The sequence below is a fragment of the Duganella sacchari genome, assembly GCF_900143065.1.
Classification (GTDB): domain Bacteria; phylum Pseudomonadota; class Gammaproteobacteria; order Burkholderiales; family Burkholderiaceae_D; genus Rugamonas; species Rugamonas sacchari.
Map to the genome: position 1 here is coordinate 126,108 of NZ_FRCX01000001.1, position 23,560 is coordinate 149,667.

The following is a 23,560-nucleotide window of genomic DNA, read 5'->3' on the forward strand; positions in this document are numbered from 1 at the left end:
ATTGATTACGGCGCCGATATTATAGATCGAAGCTCACCATCAGCCTACAGCCATGGCCCGTAGCCGGGGTGCCAATCTCCATTGCGCCGCCCAGTGCGGCCACGCGCTGCGACATGCCGATCAGTCCAAAGGAATCGCGCTGGCCGGTGCCGGCCGGCGCCGGCTCCAGGCCGATGCCGTCATCAACAATGGTCAGCGACAGACGGCGCCCGCGCAGCGCCAATGCAATCGCCACCTTGCTGGCCTGCGCATGGCGGCGCACATTGCTCAACGCTTCCTGCAGGCCACGGAACAGCACAATCGCCATGTCCGGCGCCACCACCAGGCTATCCGCATCGTCCGGCAGCGTCAGCGTGCACGCCAGGCCGCTACGCTTGCGGAATTCGGCTGCCTGCCACTCCAGCGCTGCCGGCAAGCCCAGGTCCAGCACCGCCGGCCGCAGTTCATTCATGATGCCGCGCACACTGCGGATGGTGGCGTCCACATTGTCCAGCGCCGCGTTGACGCGCTGGTGCAGGCGCGCGTGGCGCTCGCTGGTCCGTGTTCCCAGCATGGAAATATCGATGCGCAGCGCCAGCAGGTTCTGTCCCAGCTCATCGTGGATATCGCGCGCAATGCGCTTGCGCTCTTCTTCCTTGATGGTTTCCAGATGTGCCGCCAGCTTGCGCAGCTGTTCGCGCGATTCGCTGAGTTCCGCGGTGCGGGCCTCCACCCGTTCATCCAGCTCGTGCGACCAGCGCAGCAGTTCCGCATCCGCCTGACGCTGCGCCGTCACGTCCGAGAACACGCCGATGTGGTAGCTGATCGCGCCATGCTCGTCGCGTATCACCGTCAGCGACATATGCGCCACGTAAAGCGTGCCGTCGCGGCGGCAGTTGAAAACGTCGCCTTGCCAGCGTCCCTCGCTGCGCAGCTGCTGCATAGCCTCGGCATGATACCCCGGCGGGTGTTCCGTCTGACGGCCCAGGAAGCGCGGATTGCGGCCCAGCGCCTCCTCCACCGGATAGCCGGTGATTTCCGTGAACGCCGGATTGACCGAGACAATCTGGTAGTCGGCGTCACACACCAGCACCCCTTCCTTGATGCTGTCCAGTACCTGCAGCGCGCGCAGACGCACGGCATCGCGCACCGGCGCCGTGCCAACGTCAGTAAGGATGATGCGGCACTTGCGCGCGCCCGCCTCCAGGTTGGCTTCCATGCGTACCTGCCGCGATGGCGTGCCGGCGGCGTCCGCCGGATCAAACAAGGGCACTTCCATGACACCGCGCTCGCCGCTGGCAAACAGGCCTTGCAGGAAGCGCCGCCAGCCTGCCTGCGCCTGCGGCGCCACAAACTGCTCGAAACGTTTGGCGATGAGTTCATCGCGGCCGCTGCGCAGCAGTTCGCCCGCCGCCAGATTGGCGCGGGTGATGTAGCCTTCGTCGTCCACTGACAGGTAGCCGGCCGGCGCCTGGTCGTACAAGTCCGTATAGCGCTCGCGCTGCTCATCGGCCAGATCGCGCTCGGTCTGCAGTTCGGCCAGCGCCTGGTTCTGCATATCCAGTTCGATCTGGGTGACCTGCAACTCATGCCACTGTTTCAGCTGGTCGCTGGGCGTATCCGCCGGTGGCTGCGGCGGCAGCGAGGCGGCGGCACGCTCGGCGTTCTCGCGCAGCAGATGGGCGTCCAGCTCAGCGCGCGAGGGCTTGGTCATGGCCGGCTCGCATCTCTTCTATCCCGCAACAGCGGCAGCAGGCGCGCTTCCATCTGCTTGAGCTCCGTGATATTGATGAAGGTGACCACCACGCCATCAATCACATTGTCCACTGTGCGGTAAGGACGGATACGCATGGTGTACCAGCCACCGCTGCGGGTTTCGATCTGCTTTTCGCAAAACACCAGCGTGCGCAGCACGTGCTGGGCATCCTGCTCCAGGTCCGTGTACAGCAGATCGTTGACGATATCGCTCAACGGGCGATTCACGTCGCTGGGGATCAGCTTGTAGATCTGCGTAGTCTGGTCGGTAAAGCGGCGGATACGCAGTTCGCCATCCAGGAAGATGGTGGCCACGTCCGTGCTGTTGAGCAGATTCTTCATGTCGCCATTCACCAGCGACAGGTCATCCACCTTGGATTGCAGCTCGGCGTTGACGGTGTACAGCTCTTCATTGAGCGACTGCATCTCCTCTTTGGAGGTGGTCAGCTCTTCATTGGTGGACTGCAGTTCCTCATTGGTCGATTGCAGTTCCTCGTTGGCCGACTTGAGTTCCTCGCGTGAGGCCTGCATCTCGTCGCGCACGGCCTGGATCTCCAGCCGCGCCTGCGCCAGCTGCTGTTCCAGCTCCAGCACATAGGGATTGCTCGAGCGCGTACGGCGCTTCTTGGGCGGCAGCGGCGCGCTGGAAAACGTCAGCAGCACCGTGCCTGGCAACGGCCCGCTGTCCGGCATGGCTTCTGCGGTCAGGTCCAGCGCCTGTGAAGGCTTGCCTGCTTCGTCGCGCTGAATCAGGCCACGCACCGCAATCAAGCCGCTTTCCTGGGTCGAGCGCTTGAGCAGCTCCGCCATCTCATGGCGCAGGCTATCGCGCGCCATGGCATGGATATTCCAGTTGGCTTTACCCGCCGCCGGCTCTAGATAGGCGCCGGTGCGCCCGTGAATGTAAAGGATGTCGCCATGGGCGTTCAGCAGCACCGCAGCTGGCGCATGCTTCTTGAGCAGCATCTGCTCAACCTGAATTTGAAGGTTACCGTTCATGTTAAGGTTGCTTGGTTCAATCACTGTGGGCGCCACGACGCTACTGACGCGGGTCGGGAAATAATTCGCTACGCGATGGATCGATGCATCCAATCGCCGGTAAATACGGCCGGCGCCGGGCATCAGGGTGAATAATTCGTTGAAGTGCCCCGGTGTGTCGGCGCTGCCCAGCATCAGCAGGCCGCCGGTGCGCAAGGCATAATGAAACAAGGGGATCAGCCGCTCCTGCAGCTTGGCCGTAAAATAAATCAGCAAATTGCGGCAGCACAGGATGTCCAGCTTGGTGAATGGCGGATCGGAGATCACGTTCTGGCGCGCGAAGATAATCATATTACGCACATCTTTGCGGATACGATAGCCATTTTTCTCGGCCGGCATAAAGTAACGCTGCAGCAGCTCGACCGACACATCCGCCTCGATATCGGCGCCAAACACGCCCTGGCGGGCCTGATCGACCGCGTCGTCATCAAGGTCGGTCGCGAAGATCTGCAGCGTGTAGTGCGCCGTGGGCCGCAGGCGCTCCAGCACTTCGTTAAAGGCGATGGCCAGCGAATAGGCTTCCTCGCCTGTCGAGCAGGCGGCGACCCAGGCCTTGAACGCCGCGCCTTCCGGATGCTCCGCAATCAGCTGCGGCAGCGCCGTGTTCATGAGGTACTCCCACACCTTGGCATCGCGGAAGAAGTTGGTGACGCCGATCAGCAGCTCCTTGAACAGCAGCTCCACCTCGGCCGGATTGGCGCGCATGAACTTCACATAGTCGGCCAGCGAGCTGCACTGGCGCAGCTTCATGCGCCGGTCAATCCGGCGCAGCACCGTGCTCAGTTTATAGTCGGAGAAGTTGGCGCCGGTCTGTTTGAGCAGCTGCTGGAACAGCTGCTGCAAGCCTTCACGCTGGATCATCGCCTGTTCCGGCAGGCCGGATTCCTGCGTCGCCCACCATTCGGCAATCCGCATGGCCATCTGCCCGGGCAGTTCCACCATATCCACGGCGCGTTTGGAAATCGCATTGGAGGGCATGGGATCGAAGCGGGCCGACGACGGCAGCTGCGCCAGCGTCAGGCCGCCGCTGTCGCGGATCGCTTTCAGGCCCGCCGAGCCATCCGCTCCCATGCCGGAAAACAGCACGCCAATCGCGACATCGCGGCTGTGCAAAGCCAGCGACTTGAAAAAACTGTCGATCGGCAGATGGTGGCCGCGCCGCGCCGCAACCGCTTGCAATGTGAAATGATAGTGTTCGATGCCGATGTCGTGACCAGGCGGGATGACGTAGACATGATTGGCTTGCACCGCCATACCGTCCTCGATCTCGCACACCCTCATGCTGGTCATGCGCTGCAGCAGTTCTGGCAGCATGCCTTTATGCAGCGGGTCCAGGTGCTGCACGACCACATAGGCAAACCGGCTGTCAGCCGGCACGCTGACGAGAAACTCGCAAATGGGATCGAGGCCGCCGGCCGATGCACCGATACCTACGATGGGCAGTAGCGTCTCAGCGGCGGGAACGGCGGTAGCGCTTGTTTTGTTCATCGAGGCGTGTTTTTATGTACATCTTGCCAGATGATTATACAGCAAGGCTACGCCGTTAAAGGGTCTGTTTCGGCTTAGTTGCCTGCCGCATGCCAGCCACCGCCGAGCGACTGGATCAGCGCGATGGCCGTGGTCTGGCGGTCGGCCTGCGACTGCACCAGCGCGCGGCGCGCGGTCAGGGCGGTATTCTGCGCGGTGACCACATCGCTGTAGCTGACCTGGCCGGCGCGATAACGGTTCAGCATCTGCACCTCGACCTGGTCCGCCGCTTCGGACGCCGCCTTGCGCAAGTCCTGCTGCTGCGCCAGCGTGCGGGTGGCTGCCAGCTGGTTCTCGACATCGGCAAACGCCGCGAGCACCGTCTGGCGGTAACTGGCAATTGCCTGGTCACGCGCCGCTTCCGCCCCACTGACGCGGGCTTTGGTGGCGCCGGCGTCAAACAAGGTCTGTGCCGCCGTCAGCCCCAGCGACCACAGATTATTCGAGGCGTTGAACAGGCCACCGGTGGAGGCCGCGCCATAGCCAAAGGAACCGGTCAGGTTCAGGCTGGGGAAGTAGGCGCTGCGCGCAATGCCGATCTGCTCATTGGCCGCCGCCACCCGGCGTTCGGCGGCAGCGATATCCGGACGGCGCTGCAGCAGTGTCGATGGCACGCCGGCCGGCACATCCGGCACCACGACTGTCCACGACGCCGGCGCCAGCGTGAAGTCGCTGGCGGCCTTGCCCAGCAAAACGGCAATCGCATGCTCCAGGTTGGCGCGCTGGCGCACCAGCGTGATCTGGTCAATGCGGGCGCTGGCCAGCTGCGTTTGCGCCTGCAGCAGATCGGACTTGGCGGCGATGCCAGCGTCAAAGCGGTTCTGGGTAATTTGCAGCACGCGCTCATAACCTTCCACCGTGGCGTCAAGCAGCGCCTTTTCGGCATCGGCCTGGCGCAGCGAGAAGTAGTTGGTGGCCAGTTCGCCCTGTGCCGACAGGCGTGCCGCCGCCAGCTCGGCCGCGCTCACCTGCAAACTGGCGTTGGCGCTGCCGACACCGGCGCGCAGCTTGCCCCACACATCCGGCTCCCAGCTGGCGCCGATATTGGCGCGGTACTGGTTACCGGTCTTGGTGTCGCCGCCACCGCCGGTGCGCGTCGCGCTGCCGTTCAGGTCTACGCTGGGGAACAGCGTGGCGCGCTGCTGCGCCACCAGCGCCCTCGCCTGCGCATAGGCCGCCACGGCGGCAGCCACGTTCTGGTTATTGACCTCGATACTCTCGGTCATCTGGTTCAGCTGCTGGTCACCGAACAGCTGCCACCACGGGCCGCGCTCCAGCATATCGGCCGGTGCGGCGGCGGTCCAGCCGGCGGCCGCCTTGTCCGCATCGGTGGCGGTTTCCTTGAAAGCCGCTGGCTGCGGCGTCTCCGGCACCTTGTAGCTTGGCGTAACCGAGCACGCGGACAGCAACGCAGCCGCCACGGCCAGCGCAATCAATGAATAACGGGGAGTTGGTGCGTATTTGCTCATGGTGTAATCGGCGATTGGTCGCTATGGATGCGGCTCAGTTGTTGTTCGGACGGGCTGCGGCGGCGCAGCTTGTCCATCAGGATGTAGACCACGGGTGTCGTCAGCAGCGTCAGACACTGGCTGGCAATCAGGCCACCGATGATGGCGACGCCCAGCGGCTGGCGCAGTTCCGAGCCTTCGCCGAAACCGATCGCCAGCGGCAAGGCGCCCAGCGCAGCAGCCACCGTGGTCATGAGGATAGGACGGAAGCGCAGCAGGCAAGCCTCGCGCACCGCTTCCATCGGCGACAGGCCTCGTGCACGCTCGGCTTCCAGCGCAAAATCGATAATCAGGATGGCGTTCTTCTTGACGATACCAATCAGCAGGAAGATGCCGATCAGCGCAATCGTCGAGAACTCCATCTTGAACACCAGCAGCGCCAGCACCGCGCCCACACCCGCCGACGGCAAGGTGGTCAGCACCGTGACCGGATGTACCAGGCTCTCGTACAGGATGCCCAGCACAATATAGATCACCACAATCGCCGCGAGGATCAGCAACGGCAGGGACTTGTTGCTGTCTTGCGCCGCCTTGGCCGAACCCTGGAAGCTGCCGCGCACATTGTTCGGCATGGCGATGTCCGCTTCCGCCGCCTTGATCTGCTCTGCAGCGTCGGACAGGCTGTAGCCTTCGGCCAGGTTGAACGCGATGGTGGTGGCCAGTTCGCCGTCCTGGTGGTTGATCGAGGTGGCGGCCGAGCTTTCGGCAAACGACGCCAATGTGGTCAGCGGCACCATCTTGGTTGCCATCGTGCTCAGCGCCGAACCGGATGACGCATCTTTCACCGCCGGCGCCGCGACATTGGCTGCAGTGGCATTGCCGGTCGCCGACGTCGTGGTCGCAACCGGCGCACCGGTCGGATTGGAAGCCGACGGCGTCGGCAGTCCCTTGGACGGCACATACACGTCGTTCAGCGCCTCCGGCGACTTGGCGTACCAGCGCGGCACCTCCATGATGACGTGATACTGATTGAGCTCACTGTAAATGGTCGCCACCTGGCGCTGGCCGAAGCTGTTGTACAGCGCATTGTCGATATCGCGCGTGGAGACGCCGAGCCGCGCCGCGCTCTGCTTGTCGATGGTGACAAACGTCTCGACGCCGTTATCCGCCTGGTCGGAGTCCACATCAGTCAGGCCTTTTTGCGCCTTCATCGCTTCCGCCAGACGCGCCGCCCATTTTTTCAGGTCGGCCTGATTGTCCGATTTCAGCGTGTACTGGAAGTTGGCGTTGGCCGAGCGTCCACCCGAGCGCAGATCCTGCACTGGACTCAGGAACAGGCTCACGCCAGTCACCCTGGCCAGCTTGGGCCGCAGGCGCGCAATCACCGCTTGCCCTGCCGCCTTGCGCTCGCTGGCCGGTTTCAGATTGATGAACATGAAACCACCGCCTGCGCGGCGGCCGCCGGTAAAGCCCACCACCGTGGCGACATCGGGATCATCCTTGATGATGTTGACCAGCTGGCGCAGCTTGCCCTGCATGGCCTGGAAGGAGATGCTCTGGTCGGCGCGGATGCCGCCGCTGATCTGGCCCGTATCCTGCTGCGGGAAGCCGCCTTTGGGAATCGCCGCAAACAGATAGACATTCAGGCCGATCACAAACACAAGGCTGAGCATCACCAGCCAGACGCTGTGCAGCGCCCAGTCCAGGCTATGCTCATAGCCCTTGAGAACAGCGTCGAAACCGCGCTCAAAGAAACGCGCGACGCGGCCCGGCGGCTTGGCCTCATGGCCGCCCGGCGTCAGCAGCCAGGCGCACATCATGGGCGTGGTGGTCAGCGAGATCACCAGCGAAATCATCACCGCAGCCGACAGCGTGACGGCAAATTCCTTGAACAGCGCGCCGAACTGGCCGCCCATGAACAGCAGCGGAATGAATACGGCAATCAGCGAAAGGCTGATCGACAGCACGGTAAAGCCCACCTCGCGCGCGCCCAGCAGCGCCGCCTTGAAGCGGTCCATGCCGGCCTCGATATGGCGCGTGGTATTTTCCAGCACCACGATGGCGTCATCCACCACAAAGCCGGTGGCCACGGTCAGCGCCATCAGCGACAGGTTATTCAGGCTGAAACCCAGCAGATACATGACGCCGAAGGTACCCAGCAGCGACACCACCGTGGCCACCGTCGGCACAATCGTCGCCCGCACATTGCGCAGGAAGACGCTCACCACCAGCACCACCAGCAGGATGGAGATGATGAGCGTGACCTCAATTTCGTGCAGCGACGAGCGGATCGAGTTGGTGCTGTCGCTGGCCACCTCGATCTTCACATCCGGCGGCAGTTGCGCCTGCAGGGTCGGCAGCTGTGCGCGCACGCTGTCCACGGTTTCAATCACGTTGGCGCCAGCCTGGGAGCGCAGCAGCACGATAATCGCCGGCTGGCCATTGAACAGGCCAAGGTTATTCTGGTCTTCGACGCCGTCCACCACTTCCGCCACGTCCTGCAGGCGGATCGCCGTGCCATTGCGCCAGCCGACGACCAGATTGCGGTAATCAGAAGCACTGCGGCCGCCAATCGCGTTGGCCGCCTCGGAATAGATCTGCAAGCGGCGGCCGTTGCCCTGGATCGCACCGCGTGGACGGTTGGCGTTCGTGGCCTGCAGGGCCGCGCGCACATCCTCCATCGACAAGCCCTGGCGGTTCAACGCATAGGGATTGAGCTCCACCCGCACCGCAGGCAGCGAGCTGCCGCCCAGCTCCACGTCACCCACGCCGGTCACCTGCGACAGGCGTTGCAGCACGATGTTGGAGACCGAATCAAAGATCTGGCCCGGCGTACGCGTCTTGGAGGTCAGCGCCAGAATGATGATGGGCGCACCGGAAGTATTCGCCTTGCGGTAGGTTGGATTGCTGCGCAGCGAAGCCGGCAAATCCACGCGGCTGGCATTGATCGCCGCCTGCACCTCGCGCGCCACCGCGTCCACGTTGCGGTTCAGGTCGAACTGCAAGGTGACGTTGGACGTGCTGGTGCTGGACTGCGAGGTCATTTCGTTAACCCCGGCAATCGTGCCCAGATGCCGCTCCAGCGGCGTCGACACGCTGGTCGCCATGGTGGACGGACTGGCGCCCGGCAGCGTGGCGTTCACCGAGATGATGGGGAAATCCACCTGCGGCAGCGGCGCCACCGGCAGCACGAAGAACGCACCGATGCCGGCCAGCGCCACGCCTATCGTCAGCAGGACGGTAGCGATCGGGCGCTTGACGAATGGCGAGGACAGATTCACAGCGCACCACCTTCGGCATGAGTCGCTGGCTTGCGGCGGAAGCGGCTGGCCAGGCTGTCAAAACCCAGGTAGATCACCGGCGTGGTGAACAGCGTCAGCATCTGGCTGACGATCAGGCCACCAAAGATGGCCAGACCCAGTGGACGGCGCAGCTCCGCGCCCTCGCCCCAGCCGAACATCAGCGGCACGGCGGCAAACAGCGCGGCCAAGGTCGTCATCAGGATGGGACGGAAACGCAGCAGCGCGGCCTGGTGAATGGCATCGCGCGGCGCCTTGCCTTCATCACGTTCCGCCTCGATCGCGAAGTCGATCATCATGATGGCGTTTTTCTTCACAATGCCGATCAGCAGAATGATGCCGATGATGCCGATAACGCCTAGATCCTGGCCAGTCACCAGCAGCGCCAGCAAGGCGCCGACACCAGCCGAGGGCAGCGTCGACAGAATGGTCAGCGGATGGATATAGCTTTCATACAGCACGCCGAGCACGATGTACACGCAGATCACGGCGGCCAGGATCAGCCACAGTTGGTTCGACAGCGAATTCTGATACGCGCCGGACGCACCGAGGAAGGTCATGGTCACCGAAGCCGGGAACTTGATCTCGGCCGCGGCCTGGCGGATGCTTTCCACGGCCGTCCCCAGCGAGACGCCGGAGGCGGTGTCAAAGCCCAGCGTGGTGGCCGGATACTGCGCCACGTGGGTGATCTGCAGCGGCGCCGCGCGTTCGCTTACGGTGGCCACCGCCGACAGCGGCGTCGCCTTGCCGGAGCCGGTGCGCAGCTGCAGGTTGGCCAGGTCGGCCGGCGTGGTGATATCGTCGCGGCGTGCTTCCAGGATCACGCGGTACTGGTTGGTCTCCGTGAAAATGGTCGAGACGATACGCTGGCCAAACGCGCTATACAGCGCATCATCGATAGAGGCCGCGGTAACGGACAGGCGCGACGCCGTATCCCGGTCAACGGTAACGTAGGCCGCATTGGCGCTGGCGCCGACATCGGACACCACGTTGCGCAATTCATGTTTGGTACGCATCTGCGCCGCCAGCCTGGTGGCCCATTCGTTGACAGTGGCGTTGTCGGCGCCTTCAATCGACACGCGGAACTGGGTCGGGCCGGTTTCTGCATCGATGGTCAGATCCTGCGTCGGCTGCAGGTACAGCGTCAGACCAGGGATCTCGGCAATCCTGGCGCGCAGACGGTCCATGGTTTCCTGCTGGCTGCCGATGCGCTTGTGCTTCAGGTTAATCAGCATGCTGCCGGTGTGCAGCATGGTGTTGTTGGCTGCATCCACGCCCACCACGGAACTGAGGTTGTTCACGTCAGGGTCATCAAGGATCGCCTTGGCGGCCTGCTGCTGCAGGGCGGCCATCTTGTCATACGAGACCGCCTTGCCGGTTTCCAGGCGCGCCTGCAGCTGCCCCGTGTCCTGCGTCGGGAACAGGCCTTTCGGAATCACCACATACAGCAGCACCGTGAGCAGCAGCGTCCCCAGCGCCACCAGCAGCGTCAGGCCGCTGTGATCGATGACCCAGGTCAGCGATTTGTCGTAATGGCCAATCACCCAGTCAAAGAACTGCTGGAAGCGTTGCGCAAAGCGGGATGGTTTTTCCTCGGCGTGATTCTTCAGCCAGCGCGCCGACATCATCGGCACCAGTGTCAGCGACACCACGGCGGAAATCAGAATGGTGATGGCCAGCGAAATCGCAAACTCGCGGAACAGGCGCCCCACCACATCGCCCATGAACAGCAGCGGAATCAGCACCGCAATCAGCGACACCGTCAGCGAGATGATGGTAAAGCCGATCTGCTTGGCGCCCTTGAGCGCAGCGGCCATCGGCGTCTCGCCCTCTTCGATGTAGCGCGAGATATTTTCGATCATGACGATGGCGTCATCGACCACGAAACCGGTGGCGATGGTCAGCGCCATCAGCGACAGGTTGTTGAGGCTATAGCCCAGCAAATACATCACACCGCAGGTGCCGATCAGCGAAATCGGCACCGACAGGCTGGCAATCACGGTCGCGCGCAGGCTATGCAGGAAGGCGAAGATCACCAGCACCACCAGCACCACCGCCAGCACCAGCTCTGTCTCCACGTGTTCGACGGAGGCGCGGATACCGGTGGTACGGTCGCTCAGCACTTCTACGTGCATGGCGCCCGGCAGGCCAGCCTGCAGCTCCGGCAGACGCGCCTTGATGGCGTCCACCGTGGCGATGACGTTGGCGCCCGGCTGGCGCTGCACATTGAGGATGATGGCTTGCCTGGTGCCGGACCACGCGCCCAGCTCCACGTTCTCGGCGCTGTCCACCACCTGCGCGACATCGGTCAGGCGCACCGGTGCGCCGTTCTTGTAGGCCAGGATCAGCTCCTGATAGTCCTTGGCCGTAACCAGCTGGTCGTTGGCGTTGATGCTGTAGGCGCGCGTCGGACCGTCAAAGCTGCCCTTGGCGCCATTGGCATTGGCCGCCGTGATGGCGGTGCGCAGCGTATCGAGGCCGAGGCCATACGACGCCAGCGCATTGGTGTCCGCCTGGATGCGGACCGCAGGCCGCTGGCCACCGCTCAGCGTCACCAGGCCCACGCCGGAGACCTGGCTGATTTTCAGCGCCAGGCGCGTGTTGACGATGTTCTGCACTTCGGTCAGCGGCATCGTGTCCGACGTAATCGCCAGCGTCAGCACCGGCGCATCGGCCGGGTTGACCTTGGCGTAGACCGGCGGCGCCGGCAAATCGGTCGGCAGCAGCGAAGCGCCGGCATTGATCGCGGCCTGCACTTCCTGCTCGGCCACGTCGAGCGACTGGCCCAGGCTGAATTGCAGGGTAATGATGGAAACGCCGGCGGCGCTGGTGGAGCTCATGCGCTGCAGGCCGGCCATCTGGCCGAACTGGCGCTCCAGCGGCGCCGTCACGGTCTGGCCCATCACTTCCGGACTACCGCCCGGATACAGCGTCTGTACCTGGATGGTCGGGAAGTCCACCTGCGGCAATGCCGACAGCGGCAGGAACCTGAAGCCCACAATACCCGCCAGGATGATCGCCAGCATCAGCAGCGAAGTCGCTACCGGACGCCGGATGAATGGTGCGGATGGACTCATTGTTGTGCTGCGCCTTCCTTGTTGCGGCGGCGATGCTCGCCGGATGGGGCTTCGCCGGCCGGTGCGGAAGCTGCGGCGGCGCTGGCGCCATCCGCAGCAGCGGCGCCGTCACGCTTGCCTTTCCAGCCGCCGTGTTCACCCTTGCCGCCCTTACCCTGGCCGCCCTGGCCACCGCCCTGCCCTGGCAGCGTCACTTTCGCGCCTTCCTTGAGGCGGTCCGCACCTTCGGTGATGACCTGTTCGCCCAGTTGCAGGCCTTCGGTGATCTGGATTTTGTCCACGGTCGCCGCGCCGCGTTTGACCGCACGCACGGTCACCGTTTTGTCGGCCTTGAGCACATACACGAAATCGCCGTTGGTACCGTGGCGCAGCGCGGTCACCGGCACCATGATGGCATCCTTGATAGTGCGCAGTTCCAGGCGCACGTTCACAAACTGGCTGGGGAACAGCGCCATCTTGTTGTTGGCGAAGCGCGCCTTGGCTTTCACGGTGCCGGTCTGCGTATCGATCTGGTTATCCATTGCATAGAACTTGCCGCTGTCCAGCGTATTGGTGCGCGTGCGGTCCAACGCCAGCGACGGCAGGCTCGCGCCTTCGTTCACGCGCTGCGCCACTGCGGGTACGCTATCCTGCGGAATCGAGAACTCCACATCAATCGGCGACAGCTGGGTAATCGTGGCAATGCCATTGGCATCGCTGGAGCCGACCAGGTTGCCGATATCAACCGCGCGCAAGCCTACGCGGCCAGAGATCGGCGCCACCACCTTGGTGTAGCCCAGATTCAGCTTGGCCGTGCCTTCGGCCGCCTTGTCGGTCATGACCGTGCCTTCGAGCTGCTTCACTAACGCGGCCTGGGTGTCCACGTCCTGGCGCGCGATCGAGTCCTGGCCCAGCAGCGTGCGGTAGCGGTTCAGCGTCAGCCTGGCGTTTTCCAGCTGCGCTTCATCGCGCTGGCGTTGGCCGGTCGCTTGCATCAGCGACATCTCGAACTGGCGCGGATCGATCTGCGCCAGCACCTGCCCCGCCTTCACCATCTGGCCTTCCTTGAACAGGACGTTTTGCAGGATGCCCGATACCTGCGGACGCACTGTGACGGTGGCAGCTGCCGTGACCGTGCCCAGCGCTTCCAGCGTCACGGGAATATCAGCCTTTTCCGCAGCCGCGACGCCGACCGTGGTCGCTGGTGCGCGCCGTCCACCGCCTGCGCCGCCCGGACCGCCGGGACCACCTGGGCCGCCGGGGCCAGGACCGCCCTGGCCTTGTGCACCGGCGGCATTGCCGGCCGGCTGATGGGTCAAGTGCCACGCCAGTCCGCCCAGGCCCGCCATGGCGGCAACGGCAATCACGCTGCCTAGCAATTTACGGCTGCGTTTAGGAGGGTTGGCATTCAAATTCGGCTTGGCTTGCGAATCCATCTTTTTCCTTTTTGTAGACGTGCGTACCCATGGCAAACACGCCACGGCATCAATGCGAGGACTCTAGCATAAGTGCCTGTCAGCGACGGTCATGGGTTACAAACTCGCTACAAAACAAGGACTTCAGCATCAATCGTTAAACTGCCTTTACATATCTTTACCGGCGCGACATGGCGCCTAAACGTACGGTCCGCATACTGGCTTCACTGTCACTCAACCAGGAGATTGTCATGAGTATCTTCAACCGTCAGACCGTTGCCGCATTTGTGCTGGGTTCCGCACTGGCTGTGGGCGTGGGCGCCTACGCCGTCGAGCGCCATGCGGGCGGGCCGCACGCACATATCGGCCGACTGTACGCCGAAGTGCAAGCCACTGACGCACAAAAAGCCAAGATCGATCCACTGCTCAAGGCCGCCATGGCCGATCTCAAGCCACTGCACGAGCAGCTGCATGACTTGCATAAAAAACTACTCGAACAGGCAAGCGCGCCCACCATCGACCGTGCCGCCATGGAAGCCACGCGTCAGCAAGGCCTGGCGCTGGCCGACAAGGCCTCCAGCCGCGTGCTCCAGCTGGTGGCCGACGTCGGTGATAATCTGACGCCGGAACAGCGCAAGAAACTGGCCGAACACCTGAGCCATGGACGCCGCTTCCGAGGCATGTAAGAATTGACCGCATGAACCCTGTAGACCGCATTCTGTTAGTAGAAGACGATCCCCGCCTGGCTGAGATGCTCACCGAGTATCTGGGCCAGTCGGGCTTTCGCGTTACCCACGCCCCCACCGGCCGTGCCGCCATGGACCATATTCACAGCGCCGAAATCGACGCGGTGATCCTGGACCTGATGCTGCCCGATATGGATGGCCTGGACGTGTGCCGCCAGCTGCGCGCCACGTCCGATGTCCCGGTGCTGATGCTGACCGCGCGCGGCGACGCCATCGACCGCATCGTCGGCCTGGAAATCGGCGCCGACGACTACCTGCCCAAGCCGTTCGAGCCACGCGAGCTGCTGGCACGCCTGCGCGCCATCCTGCGCCGCCGCGTTGACGTGCGCCACCTGGATACGGCACGCGGCAGCGCCGGCGCCAGCGCCAGCGAAGAATTCCTGCGCTTCGGCCGCCTGGAAATCGATCCCGCCGCACACGCGGCGCGACTGGACGGCGTGTCGTGCGAGCTCACCGCCTACCAGTTCGACCTGCTGCTGGTACTGGCCAAGCACGCCGGCCGCGTACTGTCGCGCGACGCGCTGATGGATCTGCTCAAGGGCGAGCCGCTGGAAGCCTTCGACCGCTCCATCGACGTCCATATGTCGCGCATCCGCGCCGCTGTCGAAGACGATCCCAAAAAACCGCGCCGCATCATCACCGTACGTGGCGCCGGCTACCTGTTCGCGAAGGCACAGGACTGATGGCGCGCATCAGCATGGGCCTGCCGCGCCTGTACTTCCGTTTTTATGTCGCGCTGCTGTTCATCCTCGTGCTGTTCGCGATGGCGGTAGTGATGATCTGGAACCGCACCGGCAGTCCGCTGGAACGCTCCAACGCCACGCTGGCGCAAGTGATGCAGAACGTGCTGGCGCCCGCCGACGCACCGCCCGACGTCCAGCAGGCTGCATTGGCGCGCGTGGCGCAAGGCCTCAACGCGCACATGACGCTGTATACGCGCGACTGGCGTCCGCTGGCCGTGGTCGGCGAGCAGATTCCGGCCCGTCACTGGCGCCGCCAGGGCATGACCGGTCCGCCGCCTGAATCCTACGTGCGCCTGCCCGATGGCCGCCGCCTGCTGTCCAGCGAGCCGCTGGGTTTCACGCGTCCCAAAGCCATGCTGCACAACGCCCTGCTGCTGCTGGCACTGGGTATCGGCATCGCCGCCTTCCCGCTGGTGCGCCACCTGACCAAGCGGCTGGAACGTTTGCAGATGGGCGTGGAAAAACTCGGCGCAGGCGACCTGACGGCGCGCGTGCCGGTCGAGGGCAAGGATGAAGTGGCGCGTCTGGCACAGAGCTTCAACCGCGCCGCCGACCAGATCGAGCAACTGGTGAGCGCCCATAAAACGCTGCTGGCGAATGCCTCGCACGAACTGCGCACGCCGCTGGCACGCATCCGCCTGGCGCTGGAACTGATCCAGGAAGGCATCGATCCAAAACGCCGCGCAGGACTGGAACAGGACATCGCCGAGTTGAATCACCTGCTGGACGAAATCCTGCTGGCCAGCCGCCTGGGGGCCATCCCGCAAAACACCGACACGGAAGAACTGGATCTGCTGGCCCTGGCCGCCGAAGAATGCGCGCATTACGACGATGCCACGCTGGATGGCGAATCCGCCATCATGCAAGGCGATCCGCGCCTGCTGCGCCGCCTGCTGCGCAATCTGCTGGAGAACGCACACCGTCACGGCATACCGCCGGCCAGTGTGCAAATCACCTGCGCCGGCCAGGTGACGACGCTCAGGGTGTGGGATCAGGGACCAGGCGTGCCGGACCCGGAATTTGAGCGCGTCTTCGAGCCCTTCTTCCGCCGTCGGGGCACGCTGGATAATACCGGCGCCGGACTGGGACTGGCCCTGGTGCGCCAGATCGCCCGCCGTCACGGCGGTGAAGCGCGCTGCGCCCTCATGAAAGATGGACGCAGCTGCTTTGAAGTTACGCTGCCGCTGTCAGCTCCAGCGCCAAAATAGTATCGGCATAATCGGTATCGCCGACCCGGAAGGTACGGCTGCCGATTTGCCGGAACCCGCAGCGCTGGTAAAACGCCAGCGCATCATGGTTCTCCGCATACACGCCCAGCAGCACACGGCCCACGCCACGTGCGCGCGCATCGGCCACCGCTGCATCCATCAAACGCTTGCCCACACGCTGCCCGTGAAAACGGTGCAGCAGGTAGATGCGTTTGATCTCCAGATCATCAGCACGCGGTTCGGCGATGGGCAGCGTGGCCGGCGCTAGCACCAGGTAGCCGATCGGCGCCCGGCCCGGGTTCACCTCCGCCAGCCAGATCCGCATGTCGCCATCGACCAGCCAGTCGCGGTAGACCGCGGCGGCGTGCTGCTTCTCGCAATGGGCGATGATGTCACCGCCGTCCAGGATGCCGGCAAAGGCTTCAAGGAAGCTGGCCTTGCCCACTGCGGACAAGGCTTCCTCGTCACCGCGCGCGGCGGCGCGGATCAGGATATCGCTCATGGCGATTCGCACAGGCAGTGCGTGATCGCAGTGAACGGCTTGCGCTGCGCCGTGATCTCCGACAGCCAGCCCAGGTCATTGGCAATGCTGCTGGCGGCGCTTGGCGGCAGGCCGGTGGTAGCGGCCGCGCCCAGTTTCAGCTGCGTCGATACCGCCTGCGCAATCACCTGCGCCGTGCCGCCGCCGATCATTTCAACCAGGCGATCGAACTTGCTGATTTCACGCTCAACGTAGACCACGCGGTAGTCGGCTGGCAGCTTGGCGCGGGCAGCCGCGGATTTCAGCGCATCGTTATAGCTGCCCAGGCGATCAACCAGGCCACGGTCCTTGGCCTGCGCGCCGGTCCACACGCGGCCCTGGGCCACGGCGTCGATTTTCTCCGGCGTGGTTTTACGTGCCTTGGCGGCCTTGGTGGTGAACTCTTCGTAGATATGATTGATGCTGCCCTGGATCACCTGGCCAAAGCGCGGGTCCAGTGGGCGCAGCGGATTGCCGGCGTCACCCAGCCAGGTGGTTGGCTGGCCGCCGGTGTGGATGCCCAGCTTGTCGATCACCTTGTCGGCGGTCGGCAGGATCGCAAATACGCCGATCGAACCCGTGATGGTGGTCGGCTCTGCGATCACCTCGTCGGACGACATCGAAATCCAGTAACCGCCCGACGCGGCCACGTTGCCCATCGAGACCACGACCGGCTTGCCGGCCGACCGGGTCAGCTCCAGTTCGCGGCGGATCAGTTCCGAAGCGAAGGCGCTGCCGCCAGGCGAATCGATCCGCAGCACGACGGCTTTGATGTTGTCGTCTTCCCGCGCCATGCGGATCAGTTTCGACGTCGAATCGCCGCCGATGGAACCAGGACCGGCGCTGCCGTCGCTGATCTCACCCTGCGCCACGATCACGCCCACGGCAGCGCCGGTCGCCTTGCGCGGCACGCGTGCCAGGTAGTCGTCAAAGGCGATCTGGCGGAAGCTCTTGCCATCGGCATCGCGCACGCCGCGGTCCATCATCAGCTTGCGGATTTCATCCTTGGTCTTCAGGCCATCGACCAGCTTGGACGACAGCGACAGCTTGCCAAGGTCGCCATTCACCGCTGCCACTTGCGCCGGCAGGTCGTTGATGACCTTCATGATCTGGCCTTGCGGCAGCTTGCGCGCCTTTTCCACGTTGTCGGTATAGGACGCCCACAAGGCGTTGTTCAGATAAGCCTCCGCTTCGCTGGCCGCCGGCGACGGGCCGTTGGCGATGAACGGTTCGCCGAAGCTCTTGTAGGTGCCGACGCGCAGCAGGTTGACAGTCACGCCCAGCTTGTCCAGCGCATCGCGGTAGTAGTTGCGATAGCGGCCAAAGCCTTCGATCAGCACCATGCCCATCGGGTGCATGTACACCTCGCTGGCATGCGCCGCCAGCAGGTACTGGCGCTGGTCATAGCTGGAACCCCAGGCAATCACCGGCTTGCCGGAGGCCTTGAAGCGGTCGATGGCGGCCGCCACTTCACGCAGCGAAGCCTGGCCGGCGCCTTGCAATTCATCGGTCAGCAGCACCGCCGCACCCACGTCCGGGTCTTTGGCGGCCTGCTCCAGCACGGCCAGCACGTCGCGCAGCTGGATCATCTTGTGCACGTCACCACCGCGCACATTGGTCAGCAGCGCATCGCGCGCATTGATGCTCGATTGCTCGACCAGTTGGCCTTTGAGTTCCAGTACCAGCGTGGTCTTGGGCTGCAGCGGTTTGGCGCCGCCGCCGAAGATCCCATACAGCAGCACCAGCAAGATAATCAGGAAAATCAGGTTCAGCAGCGTACGGCGGCCGGCATCCAGCGCGCGCCAGAAAAAGGCGAAACCATGACGGATATAAGAAAACGGCGATTGGCTCATCTACACTCCAGTGATTGCGTTATTGGCAATGATAATACTGTATGCCAGCCCTTACGTGCCTTTTTTTGAAATGAGCAGCAGGCCGGCAAAGACCAGCAATCCATTCAGGATAAGCAATTCCAGCCCTATGCGATAGGTGCCGAACAGGATTTCCTGGTTGGTGTCGATGAGGTAGCACAGCGCGGGACCGGCCAGCGCCACCAGCGGTACCCAGCGGTCGCGCAAGGTGCGGCGGGTCAGGATGCCAAACGCGAACAGGCCAAGCAAGGGGCCATAGGTATAGCCGGTCAGTTTCAACACCAGCCCCACCATGCTGGCGTTGTCCCCCCATTTGAACATGAGCACCAGGATCAGGAAGATGGCGCAGAACGCCAGGTGCACGCGGTGGCGCAAGCGTTTCCTGGCCTGTTCCGTCATGCCGGTGCGGCGCTGCACGCCGAGGATGTCGATACTGAACGAGGAAGTCAGCGCTGTCATGGCGCCATCCGCGCTGGGGAACAGTGCCGAGATCAGGCCGATGAAGAAAATCAGTTGCAGTACAGCCGGCATATGACCCATCACCACAGCAGGGAAGAGTTTGTCGCCCGTGGCCGATACACCTACCGTCGGCGCGTACAGGTACAGCAGCGCGCCAAGGTACATGAACAGTACCAGTACAGCGGTCAGTACAACCGTCATGAGCACCATATTCTTTTGCGAATCGCGCAGGGTCTTGACGGAGATATTCTTCTGCATGGTTTCCTGGTCCATGCCGGTCATGCCCAGCACGATGAAGAAGCCGGCCAGCACCTGCTTCCAGAAATAGCCAGGGCTGTCGACCGTATGATTGACGATCCTGGTCAGGCCGCGCTGCTGCATCTGCGCGATGCTCTCGAGCGGGCTGAGGTGCATTTCGTGCAGCAGCCAGCCGGTGCAGATCACCAGTCCTAGCACCATGCCCAGCGTTTGCAGCGTATCGGTCCAGACGATGGTTTTAACCCCGCCCTCAAAGGTGTACAGCAGGATCATGGCGAGGATGACGACGGTGCTGAGCCAGAACGGCACGCCCATGCTGTCCAGTATGGTGATCTGCAGGATGTTGACGACCAGATAGAGCCGCGCGGAGGCGCTCATGGTGCGCGACAGGATGAAGAAGGCGGCGCCGCTCTGATACGAGCGCGGACCAAGCCGCTGCTCCAGATAAGTGTAGATCGAGGTGAGCTTGAGCCGGTAATACAGCGGCAGCAGCACGCACACCACGGCGATGTAACCGAGCACATAGCCCAGTATCACTTGCAGATAGGCGAAGCCGTCCCGCCCCACCGCGCCGGGCACGCTGATGAAGGTCACGCCGCTCATGGTGGTGCCGACCATGCCAAACGCCACCAGCACCCAGTTGCTGCTCTTGTTACCGATGAAGAAGCTGTCGTTATTGGCGTTGCGCGAGGTGCGCCAGGCGACAACCAGCAGCAAGGCAAAATAGGCGAAGACGAGACAAAATAGCGAGACTGCGGACATGGTGTGGCGGCTGAGTTCAAATCGCCGCCACTATACACCGGCCACAGTCGTTGCTGTCCTTAATGGCCCACAGCGTGGATGGATTTGCTGGCGCCGGTGCTGGCGAAACTTGGATTCAACCGATCCAGCCGGCCGCTCAGCGCCGTCAGGCCAAGGGCGCCCAGTACCACCAGCGCGCCAATCCAGCCGGTATGAATCAGCCCCAGATGCTCGACAATCAGCCCACCGCCCCAAGCGCCGCCAGCGATGCCCAGGTTGAAGGCAGCAATGTTCAGGCCCGACGCCACGTCCACCGCACGCGGCGTGAAGTGTTCCGCCTGCTGCACCACATACACCTGCAGGCCCGCCACGTTACCAAACGCCACCGCGCCCCACACCAGTACAGTTGCCAGCACCAGGGGTTTGCTCGGTGCAGTGAAGCTCAGCGCCAGCAGTACAGTTGCCAGGCCCAGGAAGATGATCTTCAGCGCGCCGATCGGGCCGCGCTGGTCCGCCAGCTTGCCGCCCCAGAGGTTGCCGACAGCGACCGATACACCGTACACCAGCATCACCAGACTGACCGCATTGGCGCTGAAGCCGCTAATCTGCGTCAGGATAGGCGCCAGGAAAGTGAAGGCGATGAAGGACCCGCCATAACCGACCGCCGTGATCGCATACACCAGCAGCAGACGCGGCTCCGCCAGCACCCTCACCTGTTGCATGAGCGAGGCGGGCTGGTTGTGCTGAACCGTCGAGGGCACGAAGATGGCGCTGCCGGCAATCGCCAGTACACCCAGCGCCGCCACGGCCAGGAAGGTTTCACGCCAGCCGAAATGCTGGCCGATGAAGGTCCCCAGCGGCACGCCGGTCACCAGCGCCACGGTCAGGCCGGTGAACATGATGGCAATCGCACTGGCCGCCTTCTCCTTCGGCACCAGCGAGGTGGCGATGGTCGAGCCGATCGAAAAGAACACACCATGCGCCAGCCCCGTGAGAATCCGGGCAATCACCAGCGACGTATAGCCGGGCGCCTTCCAGGCCAGCAGATTACCCAGTGTGAACAGCACCATCAGCGACACCAGCAGCAGTTTGCGCGGCACCTTGCCGGTCAGCGCGGTCAACACCGGCGCGCCAACCGCGACGCCCAAGGCATACAGGCTGACCAGCAAGCCGGCCGATGGCAGATTCACGCCCAGATCGGCGGCGATGGTCGGCAACAGGCCGACAATCACAAACTCGGTAGTCCCGATGGCAAACGCGCTGATGGTCAGCGCAAGTAGGGCAATTGGCATGGCTTCACTCCTGAAAAGTTAATGTCATGCAGTATCAGGATTTCTTTTAATGAGAAAAAGAGCGATCAATCAAAAATATATTTGACCCACGAGCAGCAATGACAGTAGTTGGCAAATCGGTTACAGTTCCAGCCGGACATCAGGACTATTCATATGGCGCGGCAGATCTTATTCATCGATGGCGTAGGCGGAAAACGGTATATGCGCGGCGCGCTGGTGCGTTATTTCGAGCGCCATGGTTATACCGTCCACTGCTTCGACTACCTGGCCTCGCGCCAATCGCTGGACGCCATCAAACAAAACCTGATGCACGCGCTGTCGCAAGCTGCACAGCGTGGTGAATACAGCGTGATCGGCTATTCATTTGGCGGCGTACTGCTGCGCATGCTGTGGAACGAAATAAGCAGCGCCGCTATCCAGCCGTCCAAGGTCGTGCTGCTGGCTTCGCCGATAGGCGCGATGCGGCTGGGCGCCCGGCTACGTGACTGGCGCATCTATCGCCTGCTGTGCGGCGAATGCGGCCAGTTCGCCGCCGACCGCGCGCAGATGGCCACGCTCACCATGCCCACCGTGCCCACCGCATGCGTCTACGGAACCTGGCCATGGCTCGGAGCGCTGGGCATATTGTTCGGCTTTGGCTTTGCGCACGACGGCATGGTCGCCGCGCAAGAAGCCGCGCCGCCAGCCCCATGGCCCGCCATTGCAGTTTCGGCCAGCCATGCTTTCATTCCGTCGAATCCGATGGCATTGGATGCCATCGGCAACTGGCTCACCGCCACTCACTGAACAGGAGACCCAGTGGTGAAAGCATCTGGAGTATTGACAGCGCTCGCACTGGCGGGGACGGTGCAAGCGCAGGAGATCACGCGTTTCGAGGCGCGCGGTACCGGCTTCATCGAGTATCAGGTACCGCCGGCTGGCGACGCGCCACCAGTTGAATACTACATCTCGCGGACCACGGCGCCAGCGCCGCTGGTGCTGTTGATTCAAGGCTCGGGCTGCACACCGGGATTCAGCGGCCTGGGCACGCCACGGCGTTCGGCCAATATCTTCGGCTTTCTCGATACAGCGTGGACCGGCAAGTACGCCGTCATGACGGTCAACAAGCCCTACTCGCCAGCCACGCCGCAACCCGACGGCACCGCAACCGCCTGTCCCGAGCAATTCAACCAGTACTTCACGCTGGAGAACTGGACACGCGATCTGGCGCGCGCCGTGCAGCACGCGCGCAACCTGCCCTGGGTGGCGCAAGGCCCGCTGCTGGTGATTGGCGTGTCGGAAGGTGCGACCGCTGCGGCCGCGCTGGCTGCGCGCGATGCCGCCATCACCAACCTCGCCATGGTCAGCGGCAGCGGCGCGACGCAGTACTACGACTTCATCGTCAACGCCTACCGCAGCGGCGCCAATGATAGCGAGGTCAAACAAAAGCTCGATGAACTGGACGCCACCCGCCAGCGCATCTTTGCCGCGCCGGACAGCGCCACGGACTTCGCCTGGGGCCATCCTTACAAACGCTGGAGCAGCTTCTTTCGCGCCTCCAATACCACCAGCCTGCTGAAGAGCCGGAGCAAGGTCTACGTCGTCAGCGGCATGCAGGACAGCAGCACGCCGATCCTGTCCGCCGAAGCCATGGCCGCCGACCTGCGCGCGGCCGGCCACGATGTCACCGTGCGCCGGCTTCCCGACGTGGGCCACACCTTGCAGCCAGCGGGCGCGTCGGGTGACGCGCTGTGGCCCGAATATCAGCGCATTCTCAACTGGTTCCAGCCATGACGTCCGAAACCCCAAAAATTCCTTTGCGCCGGCAATTGGCAACCTGCGCGCTGCTGTCGGCGATTGCTGTTGCATATCGGCCTGGTCGCGGCCATGACGATCCATGCCTCGGCCGACATCGTCGGCCTGTACGCGATCCGGCAATACGTTCTGACGCAAGCCCGCCCATGAATTCTGAAAAACTCGCCCTGCTGCTCACGCGCGAAATGCCTTACGGGAAGTACAAAGGCCGCAAGATTGCCGACCTGCCCGGCCACTACCTCGGCTGGTTCGCACGCGAAGGTTTTCCGTCTGGCGAACTGGGTGCGCTGATCGCGCTGATGTACGAAATCGACCACAATAATCTGCGCTCCCTGCTCGATCCCCTGCGTCGTCAACCGTGACATCCCGGCCTTCAAAATCCGTGTATAAATACACTATTGCATTGTTTAG

General features: G+C 63.3%; 16 protein-coding genes. 6 read left to right on the forward strand and 10 right to left on the reverse strand.

The features are described 5' to 3' along the window. Positions 1–19: 19 nt before the first annotated feature. The 6 genes from BUA36_RS00635 to BUA36_RS00660 all read right to left on the reverse strand — a co-directional run bounded on the left by BUA36_RS00635 (position 20) and on the right by BUA36_RS00660 (position 13,538). A complete protein-coding gene (locus tag BUA36_RS00635) occupies positions 20–1,693 on the reverse strand; it encodes a sensor histidine kinase (protein ID WP_072780531.1) in 1,674 nt (557 codons plus the stop codon). Beyond that, positions 1,690–4,260, reverse strand: a complete 2,571-nt coding sequence (locus tag BUA36_RS00640) for a chemotaxis protein CheB (protein WP_072780533.1) — start codon at positions 4,258–4,260, stop codon at positions 1,690–1,692. Before BUA36_RS00640 ends, BUA36_RS00635 begins: the two co-directional genes overlap by 4 nt. Before the next feature lie 74 nt (positions 4,261–4,334). Then, entirely contained in the window at positions 4,335–5,768 is a 1,434-nt protein-coding gene (locus BUA36_RS00645) for an efflux transporter outer membrane subunit (RefSeq protein ID WP_072780535.1), read from the reverse strand. Next, positions 5,765–9,028: an efflux RND transporter permease subunit gene (locus BUA36_RS00650; protein WP_072780536.1), complete on the reverse strand. Its 3,264-nt coding sequence runs from the start codon at positions 9,026–9,028 to the stop codon at positions 5,765–5,767. Before BUA36_RS00650 ends, BUA36_RS00645 begins: the two co-directional genes overlap by 4 nt. Next, positions 9,025–12,123: an efflux RND transporter permease subunit gene (locus tag BUA36_RS00655; protein ID WP_072780538.1), complete on the reverse strand. Its 3,099-nt coding sequence runs from the start codon at positions 12,121–12,123 to the stop codon at positions 9,025–9,027. Before BUA36_RS00655 ends, BUA36_RS00650 begins: the two co-directional genes overlap by 4 nt. Continuing rightward, positions 12,120–13,538, reverse strand: a complete 1,419-nt coding sequence (locus tag BUA36_RS00660) for an efflux RND transporter periplasmic adaptor subunit (protein ID WP_072780539.1) — start codon at positions 13,536–13,538, stop codon at positions 12,120–12,122. The genes BUA36_RS00655 and BUA36_RS00660 overlap by 4 nt, the downstream gene beginning before the upstream one ends. A 230-nt stretch (positions 13,539–13,768) precedes the next feature. On the opposite strand from BUA36_RS00660, the gene BUA36_RS00665 reads away from it, so the two are divergent. The 3 genes from BUA36_RS00665 to BUA36_RS00675 are packed head-to-tail and all read left to right on the forward strand — an operon-like array spanning position 13,769 to position 16,214. After that, positions 13,769–14,203, forward strand: coding sequence for a Spy/CpxP family protein refolding chaperone (locus BUA36_RS00665; RefSeq protein WP_072780541.1), 435 nt, complete (start codon positions 13,769–13,771; stop codon positions 14,201–14,203). 11 nt (positions 14,204–14,214) lie between these two features. Beyond that, positions 14,215–14,946 carry a response regulator gene (locus BUA36_RS00670; RefSeq protein ID WP_072780542.1) on the forward strand — a complete coding sequence of 244 codons (732 nt, stop codon included), beginning with the start codon at positions 14,215–14,217 and terminating at the stop codon, positions 14,944–14,946. After that, positions 14,946–16,214, forward strand: coding sequence for a sensor histidine kinase (locus BUA36_RS00675; RefSeq protein WP_072780544.1), 1,269 nt, complete (start codon positions 14,946–14,948; stop codon positions 16,212–16,214). Before BUA36_RS00670 ends, BUA36_RS00675 begins: the two co-directional genes overlap by 1 nt. On the opposite strand, the gene BUA36_RS00680 is transcribed toward BUA36_RS00675, so the two are convergent. The 4 genes from BUA36_RS00680 to BUA36_RS00695 are packed head-to-tail and all read right to left on the reverse strand — an operon-like array spanning position 16,180 to position 21,355. Then, positions 16,180–16,716: a GNAT family N-acetyltransferase gene (locus tag BUA36_RS00680; protein WP_072780545.1), complete on the reverse strand. Its 537-nt coding sequence runs from the start codon at positions 16,714–16,716 to the stop codon at positions 16,180–16,182. The genes BUA36_RS00675 and BUA36_RS00680 overlap by 35 nt on opposite strands. Next, positions 16,713–18,587, reverse strand: coding sequence for a signal peptide peptidase SppA (sppA, locus tag BUA36_RS00685; RefSeq protein ID WP_072780547.1), 1,875 nt, complete (start codon positions 18,585–18,587; stop codon positions 16,713–16,715). The genes BUA36_RS00680 and sppA overlap by 4 nt, the downstream gene beginning before the upstream one ends. Positions 18,588–18,638: 51 nt before the next feature. Beyond that, the gene (locus BUA36_RS00690; protein ID WP_072780548.1) at positions 18,639–20,084 is read right to left on the reverse strand and encodes a sodium:solute symporter; all 1,446 of its coding nucleotides are present in this window, start codon (positions 20,082–20,084) and stop codon (positions 18,639–18,641) included. A gap of 59 nt (positions 20,085–20,143) precedes the next feature. Next, positions 20,144–21,355, reverse strand: coding sequence for an MFS transporter (locus BUA36_RS00695; protein WP_072780550.1), 1,212 nt, complete (start codon positions 21,353–21,355; stop codon positions 20,144–20,146). 153 nt (positions 21,356–21,508) lie between these two features. Here BUA36_RS00695 and BUA36_RS00700 point away from each other — a divergent pair, with 153 nt between their 5' ends. The 3 genes from BUA36_RS00700 (at position 21,509) to BUA36_RS00710 (ending at position 23,511) form a co-directional block, all read left to right on the forward strand. Next, a complete protein-coding gene (locus BUA36_RS00700) occupies positions 21,509–22,141 on the forward strand; it encodes a lipase family protein (protein WP_072780551.1) in 633 nt (210 codons plus the stop codon). 15 nt (positions 22,142–22,156) lie between these two features. Continuing rightward, positions 22,157–23,128, forward strand: coding sequence for an alpha/beta hydrolase family protein (locus BUA36_RS00705; RefSeq protein ID WP_139260318.1), 972 nt, complete (start codon positions 22,157–22,159; stop codon positions 23,126–23,128). A gap of 167 nt (positions 23,129–23,295) precedes the next feature. After that, complete coding sequence (locus tag BUA36_RS00710; protein ID WP_072780555.1) at positions 23,296–23,511, forward strand: DUF3820 family protein; 216 nt, start codon at positions 23,296–23,298, stop codon at positions 23,509–23,511. Positions 23,512–23,560 lie beyond the last annotated feature (49 nt).

Coding starts and splice junctions, on each gene's coding strand:
- BUA36_RS00675 (WP_072780544.1), top strand. CDS start 14,946: ATGGCGCGCATCAGCATGGGCCTGCCGCGCCTGTACTTCCGTTTTTAT.
- sppA (WP_072780547.1), bottom strand. CDS start 18,587: ATGAGCCAATCGCCGTTTTCTTATATCCGTCATGGTTTCGCCTTTTTC.
- BUA36_RS00680 (WP_072780545.1), bottom strand. CDS start 16,716: ATGAGCGATATCCTGATCCGCGCCGCCGCGCGCGGTGACGAGGAAGCC.
- BUA36_RS00665 (WP_072780541.1), top strand. CDS start 13,769: ATGAGTATCTTCAACCGTCAGACCGTTGCCGCATTTGTGCTGGGTTCC.
- BUA36_RS00690 (WP_072780548.1), bottom strand. CDS start 20,084: ATGTCCGCAGTCTCGCTATTTTGTCTCGTCTTCGCCTATTTTGCCTTG.
- BUA36_RS00640 (WP_072780533.1), bottom strand. CDS start 4,260: ATGAACAAAACAAGCGCTACCGCCGTTCCCGCCGCTGAGACGCTACTG.
- BUA36_RS00645 (WP_072780535.1), bottom strand. CDS start 5,768: ATGAGCAAATACGCACCAACTCCCCGTTATTCATTGATTGCGCTGGCC.
- BUA36_RS00660 (WP_072780539.1), bottom strand. CDS start 13,538: ATGGATTCGCAAGCCAAGCCGAATTTGAATGCCAACCCTCCTAAACGC.
- BUA36_RS00655 (WP_072780538.1), bottom strand. CDS start 12,123: ATGAGTCCATCCGCACCATTCATCCGGCGTCCGGTAGCGACTTCGCTG.
- BUA36_RS00710 (WP_072780555.1), top strand. CDS start 23,296: ATGAATTCTGAAAAACTCGCCCTGCTGCTCACGCGCGAAATGCCTTAC.
- BUA36_RS00635 (WP_072780531.1), bottom strand. CDS start 1,693: ATGACCAAGCCCTCGCGCGCTGAGCTGGACGCCCATCTGCTGCGCGAG.
- BUA36_RS00695 (WP_072780550.1), bottom strand. CDS start 21,355: ATGCCAATTGCCCTACTTGCGCTGACCATCAGCGCGTTTGCCATCGGG.
- BUA36_RS00700 (WP_072780551.1), top strand. CDS start 21,509: ATGGCGCGGCAGATCTTATTCATCGATGGCGTAGGCGGAAAACGGTAT.
- BUA36_RS00670 (WP_072780542.1), top strand. CDS start 14,215: ATGAACCCTGTAGACCGCATTCTGTTAGTAGAAGACGATCCCCGCCTG.